Source organism: Neorhizobium sp. 05N33 (genome assembly GCF_056397445.1).
This window is the reverse complement of record NZ_JBFTNK010000031.1, coordinates 1-18,253: the sequence shown is the minus strand read 5'-3', so window position 1 is coordinate 18,253 and position 18,253 is coordinate 1. Positions and strand designations below refer to the sequence as shown.

At 62.5% G+C, this 18,253-nt stretch carries 22 protein-coding genes; 16 read left to right on the top strand and 6 right to left on the bottom strand.

What is annotated here, in order from left to right; genetic code table 11:
* Positions 1-368: 368 nt before the first annotated feature.
* Positions 369-1,109, top strand: coding sequence for an SDR family NAD(P)-dependent oxidoreductase (locus tag AC1DLT_RS30620; protein ID WP_247031968.1), 741 nt, complete (start codon positions 369-371; stop codon positions 1,107-1,109).
* A gap of 196 nt (positions 1,110-1,305) precedes the next feature.
* Here AC1DLT_RS30620 and AC1DLT_RS30615 read toward each other — a convergent pair whose 3' ends face one another.
* The gene (locus AC1DLT_RS30615) at positions 1,306-1,698 is read right to left on the bottom strand and encodes a low affinity iron permease family protein (RefSeq protein WP_247138775.1); all 393 of its coding nucleotides are present in this window, start codon (positions 1,696-1,698) and stop codon (positions 1,306-1,308) included.
* 175 nt (positions 1,699-1,873) lie between these two features.
* Here AC1DLT_RS30615 and AC1DLT_RS30610 point away from each other — a divergent pair, with 175 nt between their 5' ends.
* The 11 genes from AC1DLT_RS30610 to AC1DLT_RS30560 all read left to right on the top strand — a co-directional run bounded on the left by AC1DLT_RS30610 (position 1,874) and on the right by AC1DLT_RS30560 (position 11,075).
* Entirely contained in the window at positions 1,874-2,254 is a 381-nt protein-coding gene (locus AC1DLT_RS30610) for a hypothetical protein (RefSeq protein ID WP_247138776.1), read from the top strand.
* Positions 2,255-2,579: 325 nt separating this feature from the next.
* Positions 2,580-3,965, top strand: coding sequence for a cysteine--tRNA ligase (gene cysS / locus AC1DLT_RS30605; RefSeq protein ID WP_477489229.1), 1,386 nt, complete (start codon positions 2,580-2,582; stop codon positions 3,963-3,965).
* A gap of 37 nt (positions 3,966-4,002) precedes the next feature.
* Complete coding sequence (locus tag AC1DLT_RS30600; protein ID WP_477489228.1) at positions 4,003-4,395, top strand: VOC family protein; 393 nt, start codon at positions 4,003-4,005, stop codon at positions 4,393-4,395.
* A 351-nt stretch (positions 4,396-4,746) separates the two neighbouring features.
* On the top strand, positions 4,747-5,115 hold the full coding sequence (locus AC1DLT_RS30595) for an endonuclease domain-containing protein (protein ID WP_247031960.1): 369 nt from the start codon (positions 4,747-4,749) through the stop codon (positions 5,113-5,115).
* The gene (locus tag AC1DLT_RS30590) at positions 5,112-5,609 is read left to right on the top strand and encodes a GFA family protein (RefSeq protein WP_477489227.1); all 498 of its coding nucleotides are present in this window, start codon (positions 5,112-5,114) and stop codon (positions 5,607-5,609) included. Before AC1DLT_RS30595 ends, AC1DLT_RS30590 begins: the two co-directional genes overlap by 4 nt.
* On the top strand, positions 5,606-6,118 hold the full coding sequence (locus tag AC1DLT_RS30585; RefSeq protein WP_477489226.1) for a GFA family protein: 513 nt from the start codon (positions 5,606-5,608) through the stop codon (positions 6,116-6,118). Before AC1DLT_RS30590 ends, AC1DLT_RS30585 begins: the two co-directional genes overlap by 4 nt.
* Positions 6,115-6,591 (top strand): GFA family protein, encoded by a 477-nt coding sequence (locus tag AC1DLT_RS30580; RefSeq protein WP_038541609.1) that lies wholly within the window; start codon positions 6,115-6,117, stop codon positions 6,589-6,591. The genes AC1DLT_RS30585 and AC1DLT_RS30580 overlap by 4 nt, the downstream gene beginning before the upstream one ends.
* Positions 6,588-7,547: a prolyl aminopeptidase gene (pip, locus tag AC1DLT_RS30575; RefSeq protein WP_477489225.1), complete on the top strand. Its 960-nt coding sequence runs from the start codon at positions 6,588-6,590 to the stop codon at positions 7,545-7,547. Before AC1DLT_RS30580 ends, pip begins: the two co-directional genes overlap by 4 nt.
* 256 nt (positions 7,548-7,803) lie before the next feature.
* On the top strand, positions 7,804-9,420 hold the full coding sequence (gene cimA, locus AC1DLT_RS30570) for a citramalate synthase (RefSeq protein ID WP_477489224.1): 1,617 nt from the start codon (positions 7,804-7,806) through the stop codon (positions 9,418-9,420).
* A gap of 481 nt (positions 9,421-9,901) precedes the next feature.
* Positions 9,902-10,690, top strand: coding sequence for a ribosome small subunit-dependent GTPase A (rsgA, locus tag AC1DLT_RS30565; RefSeq protein WP_477489231.1), 789 nt, complete (start codon positions 9,902-9,904; stop codon positions 10,688-10,690).
* Positions 10,691-10,916: 226 nt separating this feature from the next.
* Positions 10,917-11,075, top strand: a complete 159-nt coding sequence (locus AC1DLT_RS30560) for a hypothetical protein (protein WP_172724107.1) — start codon at positions 10,917-10,919, stop codon at positions 11,073-11,075.
* Between the two features lie 56 nt (positions 11,076-11,131).
* On the opposite strand, the gene AC1DLT_RS30555 is transcribed toward AC1DLT_RS30560, so the two are convergent.
* From AC1DLT_RS30555 to AC1DLT_RS30540, 4 genes are all read right to left on the bottom strand, one after another.
* Positions 11,132-11,821, bottom strand: a complete 690-nt coding sequence (locus AC1DLT_RS30555; protein WP_477489223.1) for a pentapeptide repeat-containing protein — start codon at positions 11,819-11,821, stop codon at positions 11,132-11,134.
* A 97-nt stretch (positions 11,822-11,918) separates the two neighbouring features.
* The gene (locus AC1DLT_RS30550; protein ID WP_038541598.1) at positions 11,919-12,203 is read right to left on the bottom strand and encodes a YciI family protein; all 285 of its coding nucleotides are present in this window, start codon (positions 12,201-12,203) and stop codon (positions 11,919-11,921) included.
* Positions 12,204-12,215: 12 nt separating this feature from the next.
* A complete protein-coding gene (locus tag AC1DLT_RS30545) occupies positions 12,216-12,815 on the bottom strand; it encodes a TetR/AcrR family transcriptional regulator (RefSeq protein WP_477489230.1) in 600 nt (199 codons plus the stop codon).
* 195 nt (positions 12,816-13,010) lie between these two features.
* The gene (locus tag AC1DLT_RS30540; RefSeq protein WP_477489222.1) at positions 13,011-13,883 is read right to left on the bottom strand and encodes a protein-L-isoaspartate O-methyltransferase family protein; all 873 of its coding nucleotides are present in this window, start codon (positions 13,881-13,883) and stop codon (positions 13,011-13,013) included.
* A gap of 152 nt (positions 13,884-14,035) precedes the next feature.
* On the opposite strand from AC1DLT_RS30540, the gene rarD reads away from it, so the two are divergent.
* Together rarD and AC1DLT_RS30530 are read left to right on the top strand one after the other, a co-directional pair.
* Complete coding sequence (rarD, locus tag AC1DLT_RS30535) at positions 14,036-14,950, top strand: EamA family transporter RarD (protein WP_038585275.1); 915 nt, start codon at positions 14,036-14,038, stop codon at positions 14,948-14,950.
* A gap of 20 nt (positions 14,951-14,970) precedes the next feature.
* A complete protein-coding gene (locus tag AC1DLT_RS30530) occupies positions 14,971-15,300 on the top strand; it encodes a DHCW motif cupin fold protein (RefSeq protein WP_038541588.1) in 330 nt (109 codons plus the stop codon).
* A 17-nt stretch (positions 15,301-15,317) separates the two neighbouring features.
* On the opposite strand, the gene AC1DLT_RS30525 is transcribed toward AC1DLT_RS30530, so the two are convergent.
* Positions 15,318-15,935, bottom strand: a complete 618-nt coding sequence (locus tag AC1DLT_RS30525; protein ID WP_477489221.1) for an LOG family protein — start codon at positions 15,933-15,935, stop codon at positions 15,318-15,320.
* Between the two features lie 157 nt (positions 15,936-16,092).
* On the opposite strand from AC1DLT_RS30525, the gene AC1DLT_RS30520 reads away from it, so the two are divergent.
* Both AC1DLT_RS30520 and AC1DLT_RS30515 read left to right on the top strand, forming a co-directional pair.
* Entirely contained in the window at positions 16,093-17,919 is a 1,827-nt protein-coding gene (locus AC1DLT_RS30520; protein ID WP_477489220.1) for a LysM peptidoglycan-binding domain-containing protein, read from the top strand.
* 207 nt (positions 17,920-18,126) lie between these two features.
* A partial coding sequence (locus AC1DLT_RS30515) for a GIY-YIG nuclease family protein (protein WP_477489077.1) occupies positions 18,127-18,253 on the top strand: 127 nt, incomplete at its 3' end.

The window sequence follows — 18,253 nt, the reverse complement described above, 5'->3', positions numbered from 1 at the left end:
CTGGCGACTGTTCGGGTTCGATGGAACGGCGGATGAAGACCCAGGCTCTGCCACGGGCTTGGTGTCCCAAGGGAGGTTCGGTCTCCCATCCGCCACCGCATCTGGCAGTAAATCGCCAAAAGCGGATAAAGGGAAGTTACAAGGGGGGTGCCCTGTCCACGCTCGCCCAAGGCGGCTCTCCACCACATCCGCGAAAGATCTCTCCCGCGCGCAAGGACTTGCGCGCACTGGATCCCTGTGACAAGCACAGGGATGAGGATGGTGGAGGTTGGCGCGCCTGTTCAAACAAGCGCAAAGGCCCCTTCTCCATCAAGGATTCGACGACGGATGGCGGCCTTGGTGCTGCGTCACGCATTAGGGACTGACATATGACTATCGATCTGAAGGGCAGGATCGCGCTGGTGACCGGCGCGTCGCGGGGCATCGGCTATTTCACGGCGTTGGCGCTCGCGAAAGCCGGCGCGCATGTGATTGCCACCGCCCGCACCGTCGGCGGCCTCGAGGATCTCGACGACGCGATCAAGGCGGCCGGCGGCACCGCGACCCTCGTTCCCTTCGACATTACCGACATGGCGGCGATCGACAAGCTCGGTGCCTCGATCTTCGAGCGCTGGGGCAAGCTCGACATTCTCGTCGCCAATGCCGGCATCCTCGGCGTCATCTCGCCGCTCGGCCATATCGAGGCGAAGGTGTTCGAAAAGGTGATGCTGACCAATGTTACCGCCACCTGGCGGCTGATCCGCTCGGTCGAGCCGCTCTTGACCAAATCCGATGCCGGCCGCGCACTGATCATGTCGTCCGGCGTCGCCTCCAAGGCACCGGCCTTCTGGGGCGCCTATTCGATCTCCAAGGCAGCGGTCGAGAACATGGCCCGCATCTGGGCTGCCGAGACCGACCACACGCCGCTCAAGGTCAACATCGTCAATCCGGGCGCCACCCGCACCGCGATGCGCGCCCAGGCCGTGCCCGGCGAAGACCCGGAAACCCTGCCGCATCCCTCGGAAGTGGCCGAAAAGATCCTCTTCCTCGCCTCCCCCGACCTTCAGGATACCGGCCGCCTGTTCGTCGTGCGCGACAACAGGTTCGTGGATTTCCGCGCGCCGGAATAAAGCCCCCTCCGTCACGGGTTATCCACGTTTGGCAGTGGTCGATTGTCCGCGTCGACAAGGAACACTTGGGGACCGTGTCATGGAAGCGATGCGGCTGATCAGCTCCGCGATGACCGACGACGCGCGGCGCAGATCCATCGCTCAGGCCCTGCTCGACAACAGCAATCCGCCGACCGACAAAGGCCGGTGACGCGCCCTAGACGTTCTCCGCCTCCTGATCCAGCGTCTTGGCGCGGCGTTGCAGACTTTCGCTGAGCTTGCGAAGCTGTTCCTCGTCCAGCTTTTCAATTCCGATGAACTCGTTGGCGGCTTGGCTCGACAGGATCAGTTCGTCGAGTTTCGCCTGGACCGCCTCACCGTCCCTGTTCTGGGAATTTTGCAGCACGAAGACCATCAGGAAGGTGATGATCGTCGTTCCGGTGTTGACCACCAGCTGCCAGGTTTCCGAAAATCCGAAAAACGGTCCGGTGACGCCCCAGACGACGATCAGGACGACGGCGGCGACGAAGGTGACGGGTTTACCCGACCAGGACGCGACGGCGCTCGAGAAGATGTCGAAAATGTTGCGGTGTCTATCCTGTCTGGCCATTTGGCATCCATCCGATGGGGCACGATTTCCGCCCATCAACGTGCGAAGCCCATGTTTTGATCCCTGCGGCAGATCAATGGCCGACTTCTTCGGTATCCCCATGTATAAAATCCGATTTCTGTTATGCTGCGGGTTCTGCGATAGGGCGCAGGAACTTTAAATCTCGGGGGATCTGATGAGAAACATCGCTTTCTGCTTCTTCGGCGCAGCCGTGCTCTGCGTCACCGTCGGCATGTTCTGGGGCATTCACATGGCGATCTCAGGCGACCATCTGATGGCGCCGGCGCATGCGCATCTGAACCTGGTCGGCTGGACGACCATGGCGATTTTCGGCCTCTACTACACGGTGACGCCGGCGGCTGCCGAGACCCTGCTGGCGAAGGTGCATCTCGGTTTTGCAGTCCTTGGCGTGCTCTGTCTCGTGCCGGGCATCGCGATGGCGGTGTCGACGGGCGGCGAAGCGCTTGCAGCTATCGGCTCGATCATCACCGTCATCTCAATGCTGATCTTCCTGTTCACGGTCGCCCGGAACGGCATCGGCCGCAAGGCGGCGTAAGACGGCTTCAACCGTCCGGCGCGGGCGACGCCCACTTGACCAAACGGCTTGCCCGCGCCATAACCACCTCCATGAAAACGGCGATTTCCATTTGTGGGATCATTATCCGCTAGCGTTCGCGCTGGCCCGGCCGTTTTCGTCTCTCGAAAAGCCTTGAAGACAAACGACCCGGCCGGAGCCGGATGCTTTCGTGTTTTCCCGAACGCGAAAGCATCCGCCTCCTAGTTGATAGTGAGAGCGGGATGTCGTCCAAAAACCGCGTACACTTTTCGGCATCCCGCTCGACCGGATGCTCGCCGTACGAGACTGTTGGGGAGATTTTTCGATGAGCATTCCGCTCAGGTTCTACAATACGCTGACCCGTGAAAAGACGGCGTTCACGCCGATCGCCCCCCAGAACGTACGCATGTATGTCTGCGGCCCGACGGTCTACGATTATGCCCATATCGGCAATGCCCGACCGGCCATCGTCTTCGACGTGCTCTTCCGGCTACTCCGCCATGTCTATGGCGAGGCCCACGTCACCTATGCCCGCAACATCACCGACGTCGACGACAAGATCAACGCCCGGGCGCTGCGCGACCATCCCGGCCTGCCGCTCAACGAGGCGATCCGTCTTGTCACGGAAAAGACCGAGACCCAGTACCACGAGGATGTCGCCCTGCTCGGCAATCTGAAGCCGACCGTCGAGCCGCGTGCCACCGACACCATTGCCGAGATGATCGAGATCATCGAGAAGCTGATCGGCAACGGCCATGCCTATGTCGCAAAAGGCGAAGTGCTGTTCGACACCAAGTCGATGGCCGATTACGGCCAGCTTTCCAAGCGTCCGCTCGACGAACAGCAGGCCGGTGCCCGCGTTGCCGTCGATGCGCATAAGAAGAACCCCGGCGATTTCGTCCTGTGGAAGCTCTCCTCCCATAACGAACCCGGCTGGGAAAGTCCCTGGGGCCGCGGCCGTCCGGGCTGGCATATCGAGTGCTCCGCGATGAGCCGGCGTTATCTCGGCGAGGTGTTCGACATCCATGGCGGCGGGCTCGACCTGATCTTCCCGCACCATGAGAACGAGATCGCCCAGTCGCGCTGCGCCCACGGCACGGATGTGATGGCGAATGTCTGGATGCATAACGGTTTCGTGCAGGTCGAAGGCCGCAAGATGTCGAAGTCCGAGGGCAATTTCATCACCATCTACGACCTGCTGCACACCGAAAAATTCGGCGGCCGCCAATGGCCGGGCGAAGTGCTGCGGCTTGCCATGCTGATGACGCACTACCGCGAGCCGATCGATTTTTCGGTGAAGCGGCTGGAAGAGGCCGAGCGCCTTCTGGCAAAGTGGCCGGCGGCGGAGGTTTCCGGTGCCGCCCCTTGCGACACGGTGGTGAACGCGCTTGCCGACGACCTCAACACGGTCGCAGCCGTGCAGGCACTGCACGCGTTGGCGCAGGAGGCTCACGGCGATCCGGACGCGCTTGCGGCGTTTGCCGCCAGTGCCGCGTTTCTCGGCGTGCTGCCTGAGAAAACCGAGGTCGACGAGGCGCTGGCATCCGCTGTCGACGCGCTGGTCGCCCTGCGGCTCGAAATGCTGAAGGCGAAAAATTTCGCCGAGGCCGACAGGATCCGCAACGAACTGTCGGACAAGGGCATCCAGCTGAAGGACGGCAAGGACCCGGCAACGGGCGAGAGGGTGACGACCTGGGAGGTGAAGCGGTAAGCTTCACCTCCTGGAACAACGCGCGAGGAGCAAGGCGATGATCGATCACATGGGCATCAAGGTCGCGGATTTCGACCGGGCCAAGGCATTCTACGATGCAGCCTTCGCGCCGCTCGGCGCCTCGCTGCTCTACATGGTTCCGGCTGAATATACGGGCGGCGTCAAGGTCGGCGGCTACGGGCGCGAGCGGCCGATCTACTGGCTGCACGAGGACAAGCCAGTCCCCGGCCATTCCCAGCATGTCGCGTTTACCGCCAACAGCCGCGCCGAGGTGGACGCCTTCTATGCCGCGGCGATGTCAGCCGGCGGAACCGACAATGGCCCGCCCGGCCTGCGCACCCACTACCACCCCAACTATTACGGCGCCTTCGTGTTTGACCCCGACGGCAACAATATCGAGGCGGTGTGTCACGCACCGGAAGGCGTGTGATGGTGCTGGAGCTCAGGCAATAGGATGGAGATACGGACGCGGCATACCCCCCTCTGCCCTGCCGGGCATCTCCCCCACAAGGGGGGAGATCGGCTGGGCGCGCCCGCTTGCCCGGACATTGATCGTCGTCGCCGCGCTCACGCCCTGAGATCCCCGCACACTAACTCGCAGCAGCCTTTCAACCTTCGGAATTTGAAAACTCGGCTTGCCTTGCGAGAACACCTATCCCAGATTGCGACATCCAATGTAGGCGAGTGTGTTCGCCACACTCCGATCTCCCCCCTTGTGGGGGAGATGCCCGGCAGGGCAGAGGGGGGTAACCACGCGCTCCGCGCCGATAAGGAGCATGATATGCCGCATGCCCCCATCCCGCCGCAGCGCCGCGCCAATGCCCGGCGCATGCGCAAGGCGCTGACCGATGCCGAACTGAAGCTCTGGAACGAATTGCGCGCCCACCGCCTGATGGGTCTGAGCTTTCGACGCCAACTGCCGATTGCGGGTTACATCGTGGATTTCGCCTGCCCGACGCACCACCTCATCGTTGAGGTCGATGGCTCGCAGCACGGCAACGACGAGGATCTTCGGTATGACGCAGCGCGAACCCAGCGCCTGGAACAGGATGGCTGGACAGTGCTGCGCTTCTGGAACGACGACGTTCTCAAAGACATCGACAATGTTTGTCTCCATATCGTGAAAATCGTCGGGGAGGACAGTCAATGACCCAGATCCACACCGGCGGCTGCCAGTGCGGCGCTGTGAGATACCGGGCGGAAGGAGAGCTCGGGTTTCCGCATCTGTGCCACTGCCGCATGTGCCAGAAGGCGGCGGGCAATTATTTCATGCCGCTTGGCGGGGTGATGTACGAAAATTTCAAGCTGACACGCGGCGAGCCGGCCTGGTTCCAGTCATCGGAAATGGTACGGCGCGGCTTCTGCGAAAAATGCGGCACGCCGCTCTTTTATGACGGGTCGAGCGATCATATCAGCATCACGCTCGGTTCCCTCGACGATCCGCAATCGGTGAAGCCGGAGGTGCAGACCAATCTTGCCCACAAGATGCCCTGGTTCGGGACCCTCGACAGCCTGCATCACGATGCAACGATGGACATGACGCCGCAGGAAGAAGAGACGATCTCGGCGAGCAGCAACCAGCACCCCGACCACGATACCGAGGTCTGGCCGCGCAGGAGCGGGCATGCGGAGGGCCGCTCATGAGCGATGTCGTTCGGACCGGCGGCTGCCAGTGCGGCGCAATCCGCTTCCGGCTGGTGGGCGATGCGCCGGATGCCTCGATCTGCCATTGCCGCATGTGCCAGAAGGCGTTCGGCGCCTATTACGCGCCGTTGGTGGCGGCCGGCGAGGCGGAGCTGACCTGGACGCGCGGCCAGCTCAAATATTTCCACTCGTCGAACCATGTGCGGCGCGGGTTTTGCGAAAACTGCGGCACGCCGATGACCTATGAGGCGGCCGACGGCATCGCTATTTCCGCCGGCAGTTTCGATGAGCCAGGCCAGCTTCCTCCGGTCGTGCAGTTCGGCGTGGAAGGTAAGATCGGCTTTGTCGACCGACTGCATGAACTTCCCGAGCGGGATACCATGGACGACGTCGCCTCGGCGCCGTTCCTCGACGACATCGTCTCCTACCAGCATCCCGATCACGACACCGAAACATGGCCGCCCGAAACCGCTCCCCCCGAAATCGCTCCCAAGGAGGACAGACAGTGACCGAAACTTTGAGAACAGGCGGTTGCCAGTGCGGCGCCGTGCGCTTCCGCATCCACGGCGAGCTCGGCCGCGCCTCGATCTGCCATTGCCGCATGTGCCAGAAGGCCTTCGGCGGGTTTTTCGGGCCGTTGGTGACAGCGCCGAAGGACGGCATCGAATGGACCCGCGGCGAGCCGAAATATTTCCAGTCATCGGTGAATATCGACCGCGGCTTCTGCGAGAATTGCGGCACGCCGCTCACCTACCGTTACCCCGGCGGGCTGGAACTGGCGATCGGCGCCTTCGACGACCGCGGCGACCTCGCCCCGAAGATCCAGGTGAACTATGCCTCGCATATCCCGTGGGTGACGACGATCTTCGACCAGCCGGTGCGCGACAGCGGCGAAGACGCCGTCAAGCAGGAGCAGATCATCTCCTTCCAGCATCCCGATCACGATACCGAAAACTGGCCGGCAAAGGGTCTGCATCTATGACTGAAGTTCTGCGCACGCTCTATCCCGAGATCGAACCCTACGCGACAGGGCAACTGGATGTCGGCGACGGCCATGTGATCTATTGGGAGCGGGTCGGCAAGCCGGGCGCCAAGCCGGCCGTCTTCCTGCATGGCGGCCCGGGCGGCGGCTGCAATCCGAACCAGCGGCGGCTCTTCAACCCCGACCTCTACGACGTGCTGCTGTTCGACCAGCGCGGCTGTGGTCGTTCCACGCCGCATGCAAGTCTGGACGCCAATACCACCTGGCATCTGGTCGCCGATATCGAGCGGCTGCGCCAAATGGTCGGCGTCGACAAATGGCAGGTGTTCGGAGGCTCCTGGGGCTCGACGCTGGCGCTTGCCTATGCTGAAACTCATCCCGAGCGGGTCACCGAACTTCTGGTGCGCGGCATCTATACGCTGACCAGGCCGGAACTCGATTGGTACTACCAGTTCGGCGTCTCGGAAATGTTCCCGGACAAATGGGAGGCCTTCGTCGCCCCCATTCCGGAAAACGAGCGCCACGAGATGATGGCCGCCTACCACCGCCGCCTCACCGGCACCGACAAGGCCGAGCAGATCCGCTGCGCCAAGGCCTGGAGCGTCTGGGAGGGCTCGACCATCACGCTTCTGCCGAGCCCCGAACTGGCGTCGGACCATGACGACGATCATTTCGCGCTGGCCTTCTCGCGCATAGAGAACCACTTCTTCATGAATGCCGGCTGGCTGGAAGACGGGCAGCTGTTGCGCGACGCGACAAAGCTAAAGGGCATTCCGGGCGTCATCGTGCACGGCCGCTACGACATGCCCTGCCCGCTGAAATATGCCTGGCAGCTTTCGAAAGTCTGGACGGACGCGGATTTCCACATCATCGAAGGCGCCGGGCATGCGGCCTCGGAACCGGGAATTACCGACCGGCTGATCCGTGCGACGGACCGGTTTGCGGGGAAGATTTGACCATGGAACCCGGGGCTACCCCCCTCTGCCCTGCCGGGCATCTCCCCCTCAAGGGGGGAGATCGAAGGATGCACGGCCTTCCCCAAACAATGACCGCAAGAGATGGCCGCATTCGAGCCGGCTGCTGCAATCCTAAATCTGTCTTGGGAGCGAGGCATCGCTCCTGGCCGATCTCCCCCCTTGAGGGGGAGATGCCCGGCAGGGCAGAGGGGGGTGATGCCGCCAACAGCATAATCTTGCTCCAGGAGGAGCACCCATGACACGTGAACGCATCTATCTCTTCGACACCACGCTGCGCGACGGGCAACAGACCCCCGGCGTCGATTTTTCCGTCGAGGACAAGATCGCCATTTCCAATCTGCTGGACGAGTTCGGCCTCGATTATGTCGAGGGCGGTTATCCCGGCGCCAACCCGACCGATACCGCTTTTTTCTCGGAGAAACGCACGGCGAAGTCGAAATTCGTCGCCTTCGGCATGACCAAGCGGGCCGGCATTTCCGCCTCCAACGATCCGGGCCTCGCCGTGCTGCTGCAGGCGAAAAGCGACGCCACCTGTTTCGTCGCCAAAAGCTGGGATTATCACGTGCGCGTGGCGCTCGGCTGTTCGAACGAGGAAAACCTCGAGGCGATCCGCGACAGCGTCGAGGCCGCCCGCGGCGCTGCCAAGGAAGCGCTGGTCGATTGCGAACATTTCTTCGATGGCTACAAGGCCAATCCGGAATATGCCCTTGCCTGCGCCAGGACGGCTTATAAAGCCGGTGCGCGCTGGGTGGTGCTCTGCGACACCAATGGCGGCACCCAGCCGGGCGAGATCCGCGCCATCGTCGAGGCGGTGATCGCGTCGGGCATCCCCGGCACGTCGCTCGGCATCCATGCACATGACGATACCGGCCAGGCGGTGGCCAATTCGCTCGCCGCGATCGAGGCGGGCTGTCGGCAGATCCAGGGGACGCTGAACGGCATCGGCGAGCGCTGCGGCAATGCCAATCTCGTGACGATCATCGCGACGCTTGCCCTGAAGGACACTTACGCCACACGGTTCGAGACGGCGATCGATGCCGAGCGGTTGACCGGCCTCACCCGCCTCAGCCACGCCTTCGACGAGCTCTTGAACCGCTCGCCGAACCACCAGGCCCCCTATGTCGGCGCTTCTGCCTTCGCCACCAAGGCCGGCATCCATGCCTCGGCGCTGCTGAAAGATCCGCGCACCTACGAACACGTGACGCCGGAAAGCGTCGGCAACCTGCGCAAGGTCATGGTCTCCGACCAGGGCGGCAAGTCGAACTTCATCAACGCGTTGAAGCGCCGCGGCATCGAGGTCGGCAAGGACGATCCGAAGCTCGACCAACTGATCTCGATCGTCAAGGAACGCGAGGCGGCCGGTTATGCCTATGAGGGTGCCGATGCGAGTTTCGAACTGCTCGCCCGCCGCACGCTCGGCACCATTCCGGAATTCTTCTCGGTCGAAGGTTTTCGGGTGATGGTCGAGCGTCGCTTCGACAGCCACGGCCGCATCAAGATCGTCTCCGAAGCGGTGGTCAAACTCATTGTCGACGGCCAGACGCTGATGTCGGTCGCCGAGGGCGACGGCCCGGTCAACGCGCTCGACCGGGCGCTGCGCAAGGATTTCGGCAAATACCAGCACGAGATCGATGACCTGGTGCTCGCGGACTTCAAGGTGCGTATCCTCAACGGCGGCACCGAGGCGATCACCCGGGTGCTGATCGAATCCACCGACGGCGACGGCGTGCGCTGGTGGACGGTCGGCGTCTCGGAAAACATCATCGACGCCTCGTTCCAGGCGCTGATGGATTCAGTCATCTACAAGCTGATGAAGAACCGGCATCTGGCAGGCAAGATCGCGGCGGAGTGAGGCATGTAAAACACCGCAACTCGATCGGCCTGGCTCGACCATCATATATGGGCGCGGGTCGATCGTTTCCTCGACTTCGGCGGTAGGCTGGGTTAATGCTCTGGCTCGATGACGAACGGACGGCAGTCCGGGCTCAGCCAAGAGCCGACACTTTCGCAACATATCTGCGGACCCTCTCCGGAGGCGCTCGCCCTCACTCTTCGGAAAGCTCACTCATGACGGCGTCCCCGAATTTTCGTACCGAACCTTGACCGGCTCCAACCCGCCCTCATCGCTTGAACTGCTTGGCTGGTCCGATTTCTTTGCGGCTCAGGTCGAGCCGGACGAGACCGAACTCCTGGTCCGGCGCATTGCCTCTGTTCATCGGGCACGCATCGACGCGATCGGTGTCAGCGGACCGGTCGGGATCGAACTTCCGCCCAATAGCAATACCGCGGATTTTGCGGTGGGCGACTGGGTTCTTGCCGACCCGCTGACGGGCATGCTCGTGCGCCGTCTCGACCGGAAGACCGTGTTTCAACGGCGTGCGGAAGGCGGGCATGGCCAGCAGCTTGCCGCAGCCAATGTCGATACGCTGTTCATCGTCACCTCGTGCAATGCCGATTTCAACCCCGGACGGCTGGAACGCTACCTGATCATGGCCAACCAGGCCGGGACCGATCCGGTGATCGTGTTAACCAAGGCCGACACAGTCGAAGATGCCGGCCCGTTCAAGCAGCAGGCCAGGGCGCTGCAGCGCGACCTGCCGGTAGTCATCCTCAATGCGCGCACTGCGGATGCCGTTGCCTTGCTGGAGCCCTGGTGCGGCGTAGGGCAGACGGTGGCACTGGTGGGCTCCTCCGGCGTCGGCAAGTCGACGCTGGTCAACACGCTCGCCGGGCATGCGTCCGACACGATGCAGAAGACCGGTAGCATTCGCGAACGTGATGCAAAGGGTCGTCACACCACGACGGCACGGTCGCTGCACGCGATTGCCGGCGGCGGCTGGGTAATCGATACGCCGGGTATTCGGACACTTTATGTCAGCGATGTCACCGACGGCATCGATACGTTGTTTGCCGAGATCACCGATCTGGCACCGAATTGCCGGTTTCGCGATTGCACCCACGCCCACGAACCGGGCTGCGCGGTGCAGGCAGCCGTTGCCAAAGGCGAACTTTCCGCCGATCGCCTGGAACGCTGGCGCAGCCTGCTTGCGGAAAACCGGGACAGAACACCGGTGCTAAGCGGGCCAAAGGGCAACAAGATCGTCCGCAAGAAGAAATACTGAAGGTTTCGCGCGAAAACCGTCCCTGCAGGAGTTGGCAGGCGGCCCCGAATCCTGTGGTCCCCATCCGGGCCATTGTATTTCAGGGGCTTTCGTACCATATAGACGGCACATTGAGGCAGCCGCTCGCGGTAATGACGCAGCAGCGCCAGGCAACCAACCCCCTCACCGTTTCATTAATCCAAAGAGGCTTCGGCATCCTGCCGGAGCATCGAGATCGGAGACGTTCATGTCTGACAAAAAAACAAACACCCCGGACCAGCCTTACCAGCCTATCCCCTTCGCCAAGAAGCATCGCATTTCTGTCGAGGATGCGAAGGCAATCATCGAAAAGCACGGCGCAGACCGGAAGTCTGCCGACAAGGAAGCACGGCGCGTAGCCGTCTAATCCTTCTCGCCTGTAAGACGACTGGAAGAACCGGAGACTGAGGATGCCGCACCCGGCTATTGAACCTTCAGTCCCAGTTCCGCCAGGATATCTCCGGCCTGTTGCCGCGAAATCGTCGCTCCCTTGAACTTCCTGGCGTCGATCAGCTTCAGTCCGCCGAGGTCCGCGCCGCGCAGATCGGCCCCTTCGAACCTGGCATCGACGAGCCCTGTGTCACGCAGGCTGCAGCCGTCGAACACGACGTCGCGAAAATCGCATTTCGACAGATCGGCCATGCCGAAATCGACCCGCTCTATCCGGGACTTCCGGAACGACAGTGCGGGAAGCCTCGCCTGCGCCAGGATGGTCTCCTTGAACGACAGGCCGAGCGAGGCGATCCGCGTCAGGTTGGCACCGGTCAGCTTGCAGCCGACGAACCGGGTGTCGTTCATTTTGGCTTCCAAAAAAGCGGCGTTGTTGAAGTCGCAATTCCGGAATTCCACCTCCGCGAGGTTGGCGCCCGTAAAATTGGCGAACGGTCCCCGGCACCCTTCGAATTTTGCCCCTTCGAGGTCAGCGGCCCGAAGGTTGATGGTCGTCATCCTGCAGTTTCTGAATTCCCAACGCTGGAGATCCAGCCCCGACAGGTCCGCTTCCTCCAGCGTGCAGCCGTTCAGGATCACCGGGCCTCCGGCGGCCGTAAAGCCAAGGGCCTCTGCGCGTCCGATCCGCTGTTCGGAAACCTCGATCGGGCTCTGCTCCGACATCACATTCGCCTCCGCCGACATCCGTTCGTCTGATTGATCAGAGATTCGGGTTGGAGACAATCGACCGCGCATCCGAGAGGATGGCGCCCCCTGGTGTCTAGGCCTTCAGGAATGCAAGCCGGTCATCGACACGGCCAGGTACGATTTCCTGAATGTCAGCGCTGACAACGCCTTCGGCAACGAAAGGATCGTCCGTTACACGCATTTCGAGGTCGGCCCGTGTGGTATTATGGACCAGCACGGATCCGCCTGCATTCGGTTGGAGGCTGCCGACCAGCAGAAAAACACCGTCATCAAAGCCTTTTCTGATCCAGGCATTGTGCCCTTCCATGAATTGCGGAGCCCTTGCCTTGTCGGCGAATTTCAGAGTGACGATGAACATGCCGGTTTTCCTTCAGACGGTTCGTGATGAAACGGATTGGGTAGCGAGCGGCCGCTCCGAGATATGCGCCTCCAACCACGTCTGCATGGCGTCCACTTCGCGGCGGATGAAGGTTTCGTCGCGGAACGCCGTGGCGAGCGTCGATACACCTTGGCTTCGCATCAGGAGATGTAGGGAGAGCGCGTCGGCATCGGTTTCCCGACCCAGAGCGCAGAACTGGCGAGCGAGCCACTCGCGGAACAGGGTGAAAAGTGCGGCGGCGTCGGTTTTGGCGACATGATCGAGCTTGGCGAGTTCGTTGCAGAGCGATCCGACCGGGCAGCCATACGCCATGATCTTGGTTTGATTGACGATGAGGATATTGATGAAGCTTCGGATGCGGTCGGCAGGTGTCCCGCCTTCAGCCTCCCACGCCTCCAGCATTCTCTTCGTATTGGCGATACGAAGAGCGATCACCGCGTTGAGAATTTCGTCCTTCGTCTTGAAGTGGTAGTAAAAATTGCCGCGCGACAGGCCCACGCATTCGGCAATATCGGCAAACGACGTTACGTCGTACCCGCACTCGTAGAAGAGCCGATCAGCGGCGTCTACGATCTGATTGCGTGTGTCCATACCCTTCAATGTGGCAACCCTGTTCGCTGTTGCCCGGGTGCAAAGCGATGGCTTCACGGATTAGGGCAATTGTCCTAATCCTCTTGTAGGACAGTTGACCTAAAATGATCAAGTCCCTGAGCCGGAGATTTTCAATCCATTGCTATGTTCGTTTCGGGCACCCTAGGACCAAGAACTTTGGTGGAGCTGACGCCCTCACACCTCCTCGAAACTCAGCCCCCAATCCCCCTCGCCGTACCACTCGCCCTCCTGGGGCGGCTCCCGCCAGCGCAGGCTGCGCACCTGATAACCCCGGCGGGAACGGAAGGCTTCGGCCAGTCCCTGGTGGCGGCCCGGCGGCACCGGTTGCTGGCCCTCGGCCCAGACGAAGGAAACCGGCTGCAGGAATCTGGCTCCGAAACCTTTTGCGCGGTGGTCGATCAACAGAAAACCCGCGCGGCGGGTAAAGCCGCTCCGCCGGCCGTTGTCGATCGCCGGAAAGCCGAGCGGGAAGAGCGCGCGCCCCGAGACCGCCAGATTGTCGATCCAGGCGGCCGGCGGGTGGTCGAGCGCGAAATTGGCGTAGATCACGTCCGCGTCCTCCTTCGGCCATTCGGTCCCGTCGCCGCAGACGAGTTCGACATTTCTGTAATCTGCCAAATTTTGGCGCGCCTTGTCTGCGAGAGCCTCGTCGTATTCGACGGCGACCACCCGGCCCGACAGCCCCACCAGCTCGGCAATGATCGCCGTGTAATATCCGGTCCCGGCGCCGAGATGAGCGACGGTCTCGCCGTCGCGGATGCCGAGCGCGTGAAGGGCCCCGGCATGCAGCGACGGCATGCCGTTGTTGACGCCGCGCGCCGTGTCCAGGCCGACCAGCAGATCCTGGTAGAGAACCAACGGATCGGTGGAGGCGAGCTCGCGGTAGTTGCGAAAGTCGTTATAGACCCAGGGCGGCGGGCCGATGAATTGTTCGCGCGGCACCTTGGCGAAAGCGGCGAGGAGCCGGGCGTCTGCACTCACGCCGGCCTTCGCCAGGATCTGACGGGCGTAGATCTGCCGGTGCAGCGGCGGGTTTTCGAAATCCATCCAATTCCTCCGTTCTGACAAGCGATCACTATCGCAAGCCAAGCCGACAGAATCGCGACAAACGATAGGTTCTTCAATGAAATGAATTGGTCCGGCTCAACCTATTCGTTTAAACGGGGGATAACCAGAACAAACATACCGGAAACACCCGCATGACCACCGACATCGCCCCGGCGACAATAGCGAAGAACGAGGATACCCCACGCGGTTTCGCCTTCGGGCTGACGGCCTATTTCCTTTGGGGCTTTCTGCCGTTCTATCTAAAGGCTGTTGCCCATATTCCTTCGCTCGAAGTGCTGGCGCACCGGGCCATCTGGTCGGTGCCTGTTGCCGGAATCGTTCTCCTCATCCTGCGTCGCACCGGCGATCTCAAGGTGGCGGTGCAGAACCCGCGCATGCTTGCCATGGCATGCCTGACCGCCCTGATCATCATGGCGAACTGGGGCATCTATGTATGGGCGGTCGCCGCCGGCCGGGCGCTCGATGCGGCGCTCGGTTATTTCATCAATCCGCTGTTCAGCATCTTTCTCGCAGCCGTCCTGCTCAAGGAAAGGCTGGCGCCGGTGCAGCTTGCCGCGATCGGCCTCGTGGTGGTGGCGGTGGCGATCCTCACCTATGACGCGGGCGGATTGCCGTGGGTTTCACTGGCGCTCACCGTCACCTGGGGGTTCTATGCGCTTTTCCGGAAAACCCTGCCGATCGGTCCGAACCAGGGTTTCTTCCTGGAAGTGCTGCTGATCAGCATTCCCTGCCTGCCCTATGTGATCTGGCTGGAATCGACCGGACAGGGCCATCTCCTCAATTCGACCGGATGGGACACGTTCATCCTAATGGCCGCCGGCATCATCACCGCCGCCCCGCTGATGATCTATGCCAATGGCGCGAAACTCCTGAAGCTCTCGACCATCGGCATCATGCAATACATCGCCCCGACGATGATCTTCCTGATCGCGGTTTTCGTTTTCCACGAGCCGCTCAGCCTCGTGAAGCTCGGGGCCTTTGCGCTGATCTGGGTAGCGCTCGCCGTCTACACCTGGTCGATGCTGAAACAGACGCGCGGCCGATAATCCCTTTCCGGAGCATAAGAATGCAGATCAGCGACATTCCGTTCGGCACGACCGACTGGAGCACGGTGCCCAAGACCGAACACAAGGGCGACACCGGGCTCGCGACCTGGCAGACATGCCATTTTGGGAAGATCCGGGTGCGGATGGTGGAATATACCCCGGGCTATCTCGCCGACCACTGGTGCGTCAAAGGCCATGTCCTGCTCTGCCTCGAAGGCGCGCTGACGACCGAACTCGCCGACGGCCGGGTCTTCGTGCTGAAGCCCGGCATGAGTTACCAGGTGGCTGACGATGCCGAGCCCCACCGCTCCTCGACAGCGGTCGGTGCAAAACTCTTCATCGTCGACTAGAGCTTAAGCACAGGCGCTCAAAGCCTTGAAATGACAGCCTCCTCGCCGCCGGACGGCGGGCGGTCCTCGCCCTGTTCGAGGATCGCCGGAACGATCTCCTCGACATTGGCGATGACAAGCGGCTGGACCAGATGCGCGCGGTGGATGAAACCCTGTTCGCGCATGTGAGTGATGAGGTCGAGCATCGGATCCCAGAAACCGCCGATATTGGCAAATGCCATCGGTTTCTGATGCCGTCCGAGCTGCGCCCACGTCATGATCTCGACAATCTCCTCCAGCGTGCCTATGCCGCCCGGCAGGGTCACGAAAGCGTCAGCGCGCTCGAACATCTTGTGCTTGCGCGCATGCATGTCCTCCGTCACAATCAGCTCGTCGAGCTGGCCGAGCGAATGGCGCGTGGCCTCCATGTCGACCAGGAACTCGGGAATGATGCCGGTGACCTGACCGCCGTTCGACAGAACGCCGGCCGCGACCGCACCCATGATACCCTTGGTGCCTCCGCCATAAACAAGCCGAAGCCCATGGGCCGCGATGGATTTTCCGAGCGCACGGCCGGCCTCGATATAGGTGGGATCGCGTCCCGGCTGCGAACCGCAGTAAACGCAGATGGATCGAATCGGCACAGTTTTCTCCATAAGGCATTTCAAGTGGAGGGCCAAAGCGAGCCCCGGTCGTCAAAATTGACGGGAAATGCCCGGAAGAGCAAGGGTTTATCGTGTGAAAAGCTTGTGAATGCGGGAGGAAAAGGTTAATCCGAATATGCGACAGCTATAGCTGTCGGGAGAGGCATTGATGATGAAAAACCGCGCCGGCTGGCTGGCTTTGATCGTATTGGCTATCGCATCGCTGCTGATGGTGTTCTTCGTGATGCCTGCGATAAACAAGGATTCAAAGCCGATCGGCGACGCGATCAATGCCGCAGGCAATGCCGTCAAGGACGCGGTGACGGAACCACAGCAGGCAGCCAAGGCGCCTGATGCCGCAAAGCAGGCCGACACAACCGCTGCGGCAGCGCCGCAGAAGGCCCCGCCCGCTGCGGGCTCCCAGGCGGCCTCGACCCAGACGCCCCCCACTCAGGCTGACGCGGCGATGGCGCCGCCCTCCTTCGACGTGCTGCGGGTCGAGCCCGACGGTTCGACCGTGATCGCCGGCCGCGCCGCGCCCCATTCCAAGCTCGAAGTCACCGACGGCGCCACGGTCGTCGCCAAGGTCGATGTCGGCCCCAGCGGCGATTTTGCCGCCATTCTCGACAAACCGCTACCGCCCGGCGATCACCAGCTGGTGCTGAAGGCCACCGGCAAGGACGGCAAGGCCATCGTTTCGGAAGAAACCGCGACGGTTTCCGTACCTGCCGAAAAGAACGGCAAACTGCTTGCCATGGTCACCAAACCCGGCAAGGCAAGCCGCCTGATCGCCACACCGACCCCGGACGCCGCAGGTCGCCCTTCCATGGCTGGGGCGCAGCCGGCCGTTCCGGCTCCCCAGGGCGCGGCCAACCCGCCTCCTGCCGGCTCCGCTCCAGCGCTTGCCGCGCCTTCGGCCGCGCCGTCCACCTCGGCTGCGACGCTGCCGGCACCGCCCTCCGGCTCATCCACTCTCGCGTCTTCCGCGCCGAACATCCCGGTCTCGGCGCCCGTCTCCCCGGGGGCGGCGGCGCCTGAACTGCGCGTCACCGCCGTCGAGATCGAGGGCAACAAGATCTTCGTCGCCGGCAGCGCGAAAGCCGGCACGTCGCTGCGCGGCCAGGCCGACGGCCGGCCGATCGGCACCGCCCAGGCGGGCCAGGACGGCAGTTTCGTCATCGAAGGGGCGATCGACCTTGCGGTCGGCGACCACCGGATCGGCGTCGAAGCGCTCGGAGCCGGCGGCCAGGTTCTGGTACGGGTCGAAGTGCCCTTCAACCGCCCGGCCGGCGATCAGGTTGCCGCCGTAGCGGCGCCGCAAGCCCCCAATAACGGCATGTCGGCGGCCGACAGCGGCGCCTTCGACAAGCTGCGCAACGAAACCGTACGCGCCTTCAACCTGCTGCGCGGGCTCTACGACAACGGTCGCGTTCCTTCGGCGGAACAGATGGTCGCCGCCCGATCCGCCACCTCGATCGCGCTGAAGTCGCTTTCCGAATACCGGCTGCAGGCCGACGCTGCGGCCTCCGCCCGCGTGCTTGCCGAAACCACCGCCCAGAACGCTGCGGCAGCGGTTGCCGCCCTCGACGCGCTTCCCAAGGATGTCGCAGGCGTCGGCGCCGGCCTGAAGCGGATCGGCGACATGATCGCCCGCGCCGTCGGCCCGATCATTGCCCGCGAACTGCACGGCGTCGAAGTGGCCACCGCCGCCCCGATGACCGCAACCGATGCCGGCGGCGCCCGCACCATCCAGCAGGAGGCGCTGACGCAGAGCGAACGCAGCTCGGTCATCATCCGCCGCGGCGACACACTCTGGCAGATCTCCCGCCGCGTTTATGGCCAGGGCGTGCGCTATACGACGATCTACCTCGCCAATGAGGCCCAGATCCGCAACCCCGACGTCATCCAGCCCGGTCAAATCTTTGGCGTGCCGGACGAGGCCCTACCCGACTCGGAAGAACTCCACCGCCAGCGGATGATGCATCGCCGGTCGTAAGGGGCGGAAGGCGCTTTTTCGGGTTAAGTGGGCGGGGCGGATAAGCCCTTGCGGGCAGCACTTTCGGCCCTTCGGAGACGTTGCTTGGGACTGCGGCGGTTCTCCAAATTCCCTCATTCCTGTGGTCGTCACAGGAATCCAGCCGCGCCGCGTCGGCGGTGCGAAAGACCACTTGCGCACGATAATCGCCGGCGCCACACTTCAACCATGAAGGGTTACGTCTACATTCTCGCCTCTAAACGCAATGGTACGCTGTATATCGGCGTGACGCGCGATCTCCCCGGCCGCCTTTACGAACACCAGAACGAACTCACACCCGGCTTCACGTCGAAAT